Raw genomic sequence first — 7,217 nt, forward strand, 5'->3', positions numbered from 1 at the left:
CGCATCCTCATTTCACGCTCGCCACCCGCAGCGCGTTGGTGGCGCCCGGGGTGCCGAAGGGCACGCCGGCGGTGACCACCACCTCCTCCCCTGGCCCGGCGAAGCCTTCCTGCTGCGCGGCCCGGGTGGCGCGGCCCACCATCTCGGTCATGGAGTGGATATCCGGGACCACGACCGGATGCACCCCCCACGCCACGGCAAGGCGCCGGGCGCTTTCGACCTGCGGCGTCAGTCCCAGAATGGGACAGACCGGCCGTTCCCGCGCCACGCGCAGCGTGGTGGAGCCGGTGGTGGTGAAGGTGGCGATGACCTCGGCGCCGATGGTGTGCGCCACCTGCCGGGCGGCGGCGGCGATGGCGCCCGCGCTGGACCGCTCGGGCGCGGGGCGGTTGGCGTCGGTCAGCTGCCGCCAGCCCTCATCCTGCTCCACCCGCGCCACGATGCGATCCATGATGTTCACCGCTTCGAACGGGTACTGCCCCGCCGCCGTCTCCGCCGAGAGCATGACCGCGTCGGCGCCGTCGAACACGGCCGTCGCCACGTCGCTCGCCTCGGCGCGGGTCGGGGAGGGGGCGGTGATCATGCTTTCCAGCATCTGCGTCGCCACCACCACCGGCTTGCCCAGCTGCTTCGCGGAGCGGACGATGCGCTTCTGCACCAGCGGCACCTCCTCCGGCGGCAACTCCACGCCCAGGTCGCCGCGCGCCACCATGACGCAATCCGTCAGCGCCAGGATGCCGTCCAGGTTCTCGACCGCCTGGGGCTTCTCCATCTTCACCATGACCCAGGCGCGGCCATCGGCGATGGCCTTGGCCTCCGCCACGTCCTCTGGGCGCTGCACAAAGGACAGGCCGACATACTCGATGCCCAGCGGCAGCACGAAGTCGAGGTCCTCGCGGTCCTTCTTCGTCAGGGCGGGGATGGGCAGGGCGACGTCGGGCACGTTCACGCCCTTGCGGTCGGAGAGCGGGCCGCCGACCAGCACCTCCGTCTCCAGGTGGTCATCGGCGACGGCGCGCACCACGCGCAGCCGCAGCTTGCCGTCATCCAGCAGCAGCGTGGTGCCGATGCGCGCGGCGTTGATGATCTCGGGGTGCGGAAGCTGGACGCGCTGAACGGTGCCCGGCGTCGGGTTGAGGTCGAGGCGGAGGCGCTGGCCCTGGGTGAGCTGGACGCGCCCGGCGGCGAACTTGCCCACGCGCAGCTTCGGCCCCTGCACGTCGGCCAGGATGCCGACGGGCCGCCCGGTGCGCTTCTCCACCTCGCGGATCATCTGGATGCGCGCCGCATGGTCCTCGTGCGAGCCGTGCGAGAAGTTGAGGCGGAATACGTCCGCTCCGGCGCGGAACAGCTTCTCGATCACTTCGACTGTGCTGCTGGCCGGGCCGAGCGTGGCGATGATCTTGGTGCGGCGGTGGCGCCGCAGCGGAATACGCATCGTGGGTCAGCCTCCGGCCAGCAGGATGGCGCGCATGTCGTTCACGTTGGTGAGGGTCGGACCGGTGCGAATCAGCGTCCCGGCCGCTTCGAACACGTCATAGCTGGAATGGGCGGAAAGCGCCCCGGCCGGGTCGCTGCCCCGCGGGAGCACGCCCGGCCCCCACCACGCCCCGGCGGCGTCGGATTTGCCGTCGATGCCGTCCGTGTCGGCGCAGAGGGCCCAGGCGCCGGGAACGCCTTCCAGCGCCAGCGCCATGGCAAGGAGGCATTCGGTGTTGCGCCCGCCGCGCCCTTGCGCCCCGGCGGGCAGGGTGACCGTGGTTTCTCCGCCGGAGAGCAGCACGCAGGGGGTGCGCAGCGGGTGGCCATGCAGGGCGGCGGAGCGGGCGATGCCGGCCAGGGCGGTGCCGACATGGCGCGCCTCGCCCTCGATCGCGTCGCCCAGGATCAGCGGCTCCAGCCCGTGCCGCCGCGCCTCCGCCGCCATGGCCTCCAGCGCCATCATCGGCGTCGCGATCAGGCGGAACTCCGCGCGTGCCAGGCGTGGGTCGCCGGGCTTGGGGCTTTCCTCAGCCCCCAATTCCAGGTGGCGGGTCACCGCATCGGGCAGGGCGAGGGTGAAGCGCGCGGCGAGAGACCGCGCCTCGGCGAAGGTGGTGGGGTCGGCGACAGTCGGGCCGCTCGCGATCACCTCCGGGTCGTCACCCGGCACGTCGGAGATGGCGAGGGTGACAACACGCGCCGGATGCGCCGCCGCCGCGAGCCGGCCGCCCGAGAAGGCGGAGAGGTGCTTGCGGACGCAGTTCATGGCATGGATGTTCGCGCCGCTCGCGAGCAGGGCGCGGTTGGTGGCGACAAGATCGTCCAGCGAGAGCCCCGGCGCCGGCAGGGTGGCGAGGGAAGAGCCGCCCCCTGAGATCAGCGCCAGGACGAGGTCATTCTCCGTCAGCCCCTCGCAGAGCCGCAGCATCTCCGCCGCCGCTTCGGCGCCCGAGGCATCGGGCACCGGATGCGCGCCGAAGCGCAGCCCGATGCGCTCTAGCTTCAGCCCCGCGCCGTGCGGCGCGATGACGAGGCCGGAGAGCTCCACGTCGGGCCAAGCTTCTTCCACCGCGGCGGCCATGGGCGCCGCGGCCTTGCCCACGCCCACCACCACGACGCGGCCGCTGCGCGGTTTCTCGGGCAGGTGCGCGGCGAGCACGGCGCGCGGGTCGGCGGCACGCACCGCGGCGCGGAACAGGGACTGCAGGAGGTCGGGCGCGGGGATCACGGCGCCACACAAGGCCAGGGACGGGGGTGCGTCAACCGAAACTCCTCTTGCTTGTATGCAAGATGGTATGCAAGAACGCGGCGCATGCAAGGCTCACCGGTCAGGCAGGGGCAGGTGCCGCAGCGCGTCCAGGATCTCGCTGGCCGCGCGCTCGCGGTGGCGGGTCAGCGCCGCGCGCGCGCCCTCGGCATCCCCGGCGCGCAGGGCCTGGGTGACGGCGTCGTGCTCCGCGAGGCTCGCCGTCGGGCGCGGACGCAGCTTCACGGTCAGCACCCGGGCACGATGCGCATGGTCGGCCAAGCCAGCGGCGAGGCGCGCGATATGGGAGTTGCCGGCCGCGGCCAGCAGCGCGTCATGGAAGCGCGCATCGGCCGCCGCCCAGCCGGACAGGTCATCCTGGGCCAGGGCGGTTCGCATGGCCTCGGTCTCGGCCTCCATGCGCTCGGCCCATTCGGCGCGGGAGGGATGGCGTGCTACGGCCGCCGCCGCCGCGCCTTCCAGCGCCATCAGCGCGGCATAGAGGTCGCGCATGTCGTCCGGCGATACGGGCCGGATGCGGATGCCGCGCCGCGCCCGGATCTCCACCCAGCCCTCGTCGCGCAGGCGCTGCAGCGCCTCGCGCACCGGCGTGCGGGACACGCCGAGCCGATCTGCCAGCTCCTGCTCGGTCACCATCGCCCCGGGCAGCAGCGCCGCGCCGAGGATCTGCCCGCGCAGCGCGCGGTGTACGGCCTCGGCCCGGCTGCTCCCATTCGGATTCATCGTGCGCCAGCATAGGCGCAAGCCTCTCGGAAGGAGAAACCCCCATGCGTCAACATCGCATCGCCGCCATCGGCGGGGACGGAATCGGACAGGAAGTCATCCCGGCCGGCCTCGCCGTGCTGCGGGCTCTGGCGGAGCGCTGCGGCGACTTCGCGCTGGAGGTGGAGGAGTTCCCCTGGGGCAGCGACTTCTACCGTGAGACCGGGCGCATGATGCCGGAGGACGGGCTGGAGACGCTGAAGCGCTTCGACGCCATCTATTTCGGCGCTGTGGGCGACCCGCACCTGCCGGACGACCTGACGCTGTGGGGGCTGCGTCTCAACATCTGCCAGAACTTCGACCAATACGCGAATATCCGCCCGACGCGCGTCCTGCCCGGCCTCCAGTCGCCGCTGCGCGAGGTGAAGCCCGGCGACATCGACTGGGTCATCGTGCGCGAGAACTCGGAGGGCGAGTATGCCGGCCATGGCGGGCGCGCGCATCGCGGCCAGGAGATCGAGGTCGCGACAGAGACCAGCATCTTCACCCGCGTCGGCGTCGAGCGGATCATGCGCACGGCCTTCCGCATCGCCGCCTCCCGCCCGCGCAAGCTGCTGACCGTCGTCACCAAGAGCAACGCGCAACGCCACGGCATGGTGTTCTGGGACGAGATCGCCGCGCAGGTGGCGAAGGACTTCCCGGAGGTGCGGATGGAGAAGGAGTTGGTGGACGCCATGGCCGCCCGCTTCGTCCGCAAGCCGGGCAGCATCGATACGGTGGTCGCCACCAACCTCCATGCCGACATCCTGAGCGACCTCGCGGGCGCACTCACCGGCTCGCTCGGCGTCGCGCCGACAGCGAACCTGGATCCGGAGCGGCGCTTCCCCTCGATGTTCGAGCCCATCCACGGCTCGGCCTTCGACATCACCGGCAAGGGCGTGGCGAACCCCATCGCCACCTTCTGGACCGCTTGCATGATGCTGGACCACCTGGGCGAGGCAGCGGCGAGCGCTCGGCTGATGCGCGGCATCGAGGCGGCGACCGCCAAGGGCGTGCTGACGCCCGATCTGGGCGGCACAGCCAACACGAAGGACGTGACGGAGGCGGTCATCGCCGCTATCCGTGGCGATAATCAGTAGCGCAACGACGCACAACGAGAGGAAACGTCCCATGACCCGGAACCGGCTGACCCGCCGCGGCGCGCTGGCGCTGCCCCTGCTTCCTCTCGCCGCGCCGGCGGTGGCGCAACAGGGCTTCCCGAACCGCGCCCTTTCGCTGCTCATTCCCTTCGCGGCGGGCGGGCCGACCGACATGATCGCCCGCCTCCTCGCCGAGGGGATGTCCAAGGATCTCGGTCAGCCCGTGGCGGCGGAGAACGTGACGGGCGCGGGCGGCACCATCGCCGCGGCGCGCGTCGCGCAGGCGCGGCCCGACGGGCACACGCTGCTGATCCACCATATCGGGCTGGCCAGCGCCGCCACGCTCTATCGGCGCCTACCCTTCGACATCCAGCGCGGGCTGCAGCCGCTCGGCGTCGTGTCGCACACGGGGATGGTGCTTGTGGCACGGCCGGATTTTCCGGCGGCCGATGCCCGCGCCTACCTGGCCGCGATCCGCGACGAAGGGGAGAAGCTGAACCTCGGCCATTCCGGCCTGGGGGGCTCCAACCAGCTTTGCGGGATGCTGGTGCAGCACGCGGCGGGGCGGGCGGCGACGCAGATCGTCTTCCGCGGCAGCGCCCCCGCCATGACGGAGATGATGGCGGGCCGCCTCGACATCTCCTGCGAGCAGGCGACGGTCGCAGCCCCCTTCATCCGCGACGGCCGCATCAAGGGCTATGCCGTCACCCTGCCGGAGCGCGTCCCCGGGCTGGACGTGCCGACCAGCCGGGAGGCCGGGATCGACCTCATCATGTCCGCTTGGCACGGGCTTTATGCCCCGGCTGGCACGCCGCCGGAGGTGGTGGCGCGGCTGTCGCAGGCCATTCGCGTGGCGCTGCGTGAGGAAAGGCTGCGGACCCGCTACGCCGAGACGCTGACCACAGTGGCGCGGGAGGAGGAGGCGGACCCCGCCTACCACACGCGCTTCCTCAACTCGGAGATCGAGCGGCTGCGCCCGCTGATCCTGGCCGCGGGCCAGTTCGCCGACTGAGGCGGAGGGGAGGATTGAAGCCCTGGCCGGGCGGGGGCATCTCTGCCCCCGAACCGGAGGAGCCGATCCGATGCCCACCCCACAGCCCGAAGCCGATCTCGCCCTCGGCGCCGCCGCCGCGATGGACGAGGCGACGCGCCAGCGCATCGAGGCCACGGCCTTCCGCAAGCTGGTCGCTCATCTGCGCGACCGGACGGATGTGCAGAACATCGACATGATGAACCTCGCGGGGTTCTGCCGGAACTGCCTGTCGCGCTGGTACCAGGAGGCCGCCGCTGACGCCGGCACGACACTGGACACGCCGGCGGCACGGGAGATCGTCTACGGCATGGACTACAAGTCCTGGCAGGCGGCTCACCAGAAGGAGGCCAGCGCCGAGCAGAAGACCGCCTTCACCGAGGCCGTGGCCAAGCACGGCTGATGCGTCCGGGCCACGCCGGCCCGCCATGTGTTTTCCCCGGCGCCGGGCGATACCGCCTGGCCCGGAAATGTTCTATAAACAGCCCCATGTCAGGGACCAAAGAAGGCACCGAGGTCGGTGACATTACCACCAACCGCCTGCGTTCCATCATCGGGCGTGTGGAGCGCCTGGAAGAGGGGCGGCAGGCCCTCGCCGACGACTCCAAGCACGTCTTCGCCGAGGCGAAGTCGGCCGGGTTCTAGATGCCCCTGTCGAACTGTAGTGTGTACGTAGGTCCGGTGGGTTAACGGATTTCGCTGTATCCCTAGGCGCGAGCCGCCCGTGAGATTACACCTGTGCTCACGCCCCCCTGATTGCCACCCATTTAACCATTGAGGCGTAGATGTCTGACGCACCTTTTGACACCTCAGACAAGGCCGCTGCCGCTGAGAGCCGCGCGCGGCAGGCGGCTGACCCAGAATCTGATGTCGGTGGTATTGCCGCTGACCGGCTGCGCTCCATCATCGAGCGCGTAGAGCGTCTCGAGGAAGAGCGCAAAGCACTTGCTGACGATATCAAGGATATTTTCGCCGAGGCAAAGTCGGCCGGGTTCGACGTGAAGGTGGTGCGGCAGATCATCCGCCTCCGCAAGCAGGAACCCGCCGAGGTGGAGGAGCAGGAGACGCTGCTGGATCTCTACCGCCGCGCCTTGGGGATGTAGCAGGAGCTTCTTTGTCAGGACCAGCATAACCCTGCACTGAGGGGGGCTGAGTTTGAGCTGCTCATGCAACGAATTTGCTCGCTTGAAGTAAATTCCGGCGGCTCAATCAAAAGAAACGGAAATTGTGGCGCACTCTCCTTAGGGGATGCGCCACAGCCTCGTGAGAGAAGCTTGCCAAAGTCGTTGCGCAAGACTTCCGCGCTTGGCTTTCGAGGATATCTATCCAACTCCACCCGGCTCTGCCCGCCCCTCAGCGGGGCCAACCGGCACGACAGCCGGGTGCTGGCACCGACCTTCGACGCGGTGCGGCCCATCGCAAGAAGACGGGGCCGCCCGCGCCGTCGTCCGGGCGAGCTCCACGCCGACAAGGGATACGACCACCGCCGCTGCCGCCGGGAGTGTCGTGTTTGCGGCATCATCCGCGCATCATCAGGCGCTGCTCTCTTTGCAAGAGCCGTGGGGGAGCCGCTACATTCCCCGCAGTGGACGGATCG

At 70.3% G+C, this 7,217-nt stretch carries 7 protein-coding genes and 1 pseudogene; 5 read left to right on the forward strand and 3 right to left on the reverse strand.

What is annotated here, in order from left to right; genetic code table 11:
• Positions 1 to 7 precede the first annotated feature (7 nt).
• From pyk to JTJ31_RS16545, 3 genes are all read right to left on the reverse strand, one after another.
• Positions 8 to 1,438, reverse strand: a complete 1,431-nt coding sequence (pyk, locus tag JTJ31_RS16535) for a pyruvate kinase (protein ID WP_207539827.1) — start codon at positions 1,436 to 1,438, stop codon at positions 8 to 10.
• A 6-nt stretch (positions 1,439 to 1,444) separates the two neighbouring features.
• On the reverse strand, positions 1,445 to 2,710 hold the full coding sequence (locus JTJ31_RS16540) for a glycerate kinase type-2 family protein (protein WP_207539828.1): 1,266 nt from the start codon (positions 2,708 to 2,710) through the stop codon (positions 1,445 to 1,447).
• 93 nt (positions 2,711 to 2,803) lie between these two features.
• Positions 2,804 to 3,472 (reverse strand): GntR family transcriptional regulator, encoded by a 669-nt coding sequence (locus tag JTJ31_RS16545; protein WP_207539829.1) that lies wholly within the window; start codon positions 3,470 to 3,472, stop codon positions 2,804 to 2,806.
• A 44-nt stretch (positions 3,473 to 3,516) separates the two neighbouring features.
• On the opposite strand from JTJ31_RS16545, the gene JTJ31_RS16550 reads away from it, so the two are divergent.
• The 5 genes and pseudogenes from JTJ31_RS16550 to JTJ31_RS16570 all read left to right on the forward strand — a co-directional run bounded on the left by JTJ31_RS16550 (position 3,517) and on the right by JTJ31_RS16570 (position 6,723).
• Entirely contained in the window at positions 3,517 to 4,590 is a 1,074-nt protein-coding gene (locus tag JTJ31_RS16550; RefSeq protein WP_207539830.1) for a tartrate dehydrogenase, read from the forward strand.
• Between the two features lie 31 nt (positions 4,591 to 4,621).
• Positions 4,622 to 5,602: a tripartite tricarboxylate transporter substrate-binding protein gene (locus JTJ31_RS16555; protein ID WP_207539831.1), complete on the forward strand. Its 981-nt coding sequence runs from the start codon at positions 4,622 to 4,624 to the stop codon at positions 5,600 to 5,602.
• Positions 5,603 to 5,672: 70 nt separating this feature from the next.
• Positions 5,673 to 6,023, forward strand: coding sequence for a DUF1244 domain-containing protein (locus tag JTJ31_RS16560; RefSeq protein WP_236020329.1), 351 nt, complete (start codon positions 5,673 to 5,675; stop codon positions 6,021 to 6,023).
• A gap of 86 nt (positions 6,024 to 6,109) precedes the next feature.
• Positions 6,110 to 6,262, forward strand: a pseudogene (locus JTJ31_RS16565) (GapR family DNA-binding domain-containing protein); the annotation flags it as partial.
• 143 nt (positions 6,263 to 6,405) lie between these two features.
• Complete coding sequence (locus tag JTJ31_RS16570) at positions 6,406 to 6,723, forward strand: DUF2312 domain-containing protein (protein ID WP_236020331.1); 318 nt, start codon at positions 6,406 to 6,408, stop codon at positions 6,721 to 6,723.
• Positions 6,724 to 7,217 lie beyond the last annotated feature (494 nt).

This window comes from Sabulicella rubraurantiaca (assembly GCF_017355885.1).
GTDB lineage: Bacteria > Pseudomonadota > Alphaproteobacteria > Acetobacterales > Acetobacteraceae > Roseococcus > Roseococcus rubraurantiacus.

Excerpts from the sequence above, each read along its gene's own strand:
- JTJ31_RS16555 (WP_207539831.1), top strand. The coding sequence starts at position 4,622 with ATGACCCGGAACCGGCTGACCCGCCGCGGCGCGCTGGCGCTGCCCCTG.
- JTJ31_RS16550 (WP_207539830.1), top strand. The coding sequence starts at position 3,517 with ATGCGTCAACATCGCATCGCCGCCATCGGCGGGGACGGAATCGGACAG.
- JTJ31_RS16560 (WP_236020329.1), top strand. The coding sequence starts at position 5,673 with ATGCCCACCCCACAGCCCGAAGCCGATCTCGCCCTCGGCGCCGCCGCC.
- JTJ31_RS16570 (WP_236020331.1), top strand. The coding sequence starts at position 6,406 with ATGTCTGACGCACCTTTTGACACCTCAGACAAGGCCGCTGCCGCTGAG.
- pyk (WP_207539827.1), bottom strand. The coding sequence starts at position 1,438 with ATGCGTATTCCGCTGCGGCGCCACCGCCGCACCAAGATCATCGCCACG.
- JTJ31_RS16545 (WP_207539829.1), bottom strand. The coding sequence starts at position 3,472 with ATGAATCCGAATGGGAGCAGCCGGGCCGAGGCCGTACACCGCGCGCTG.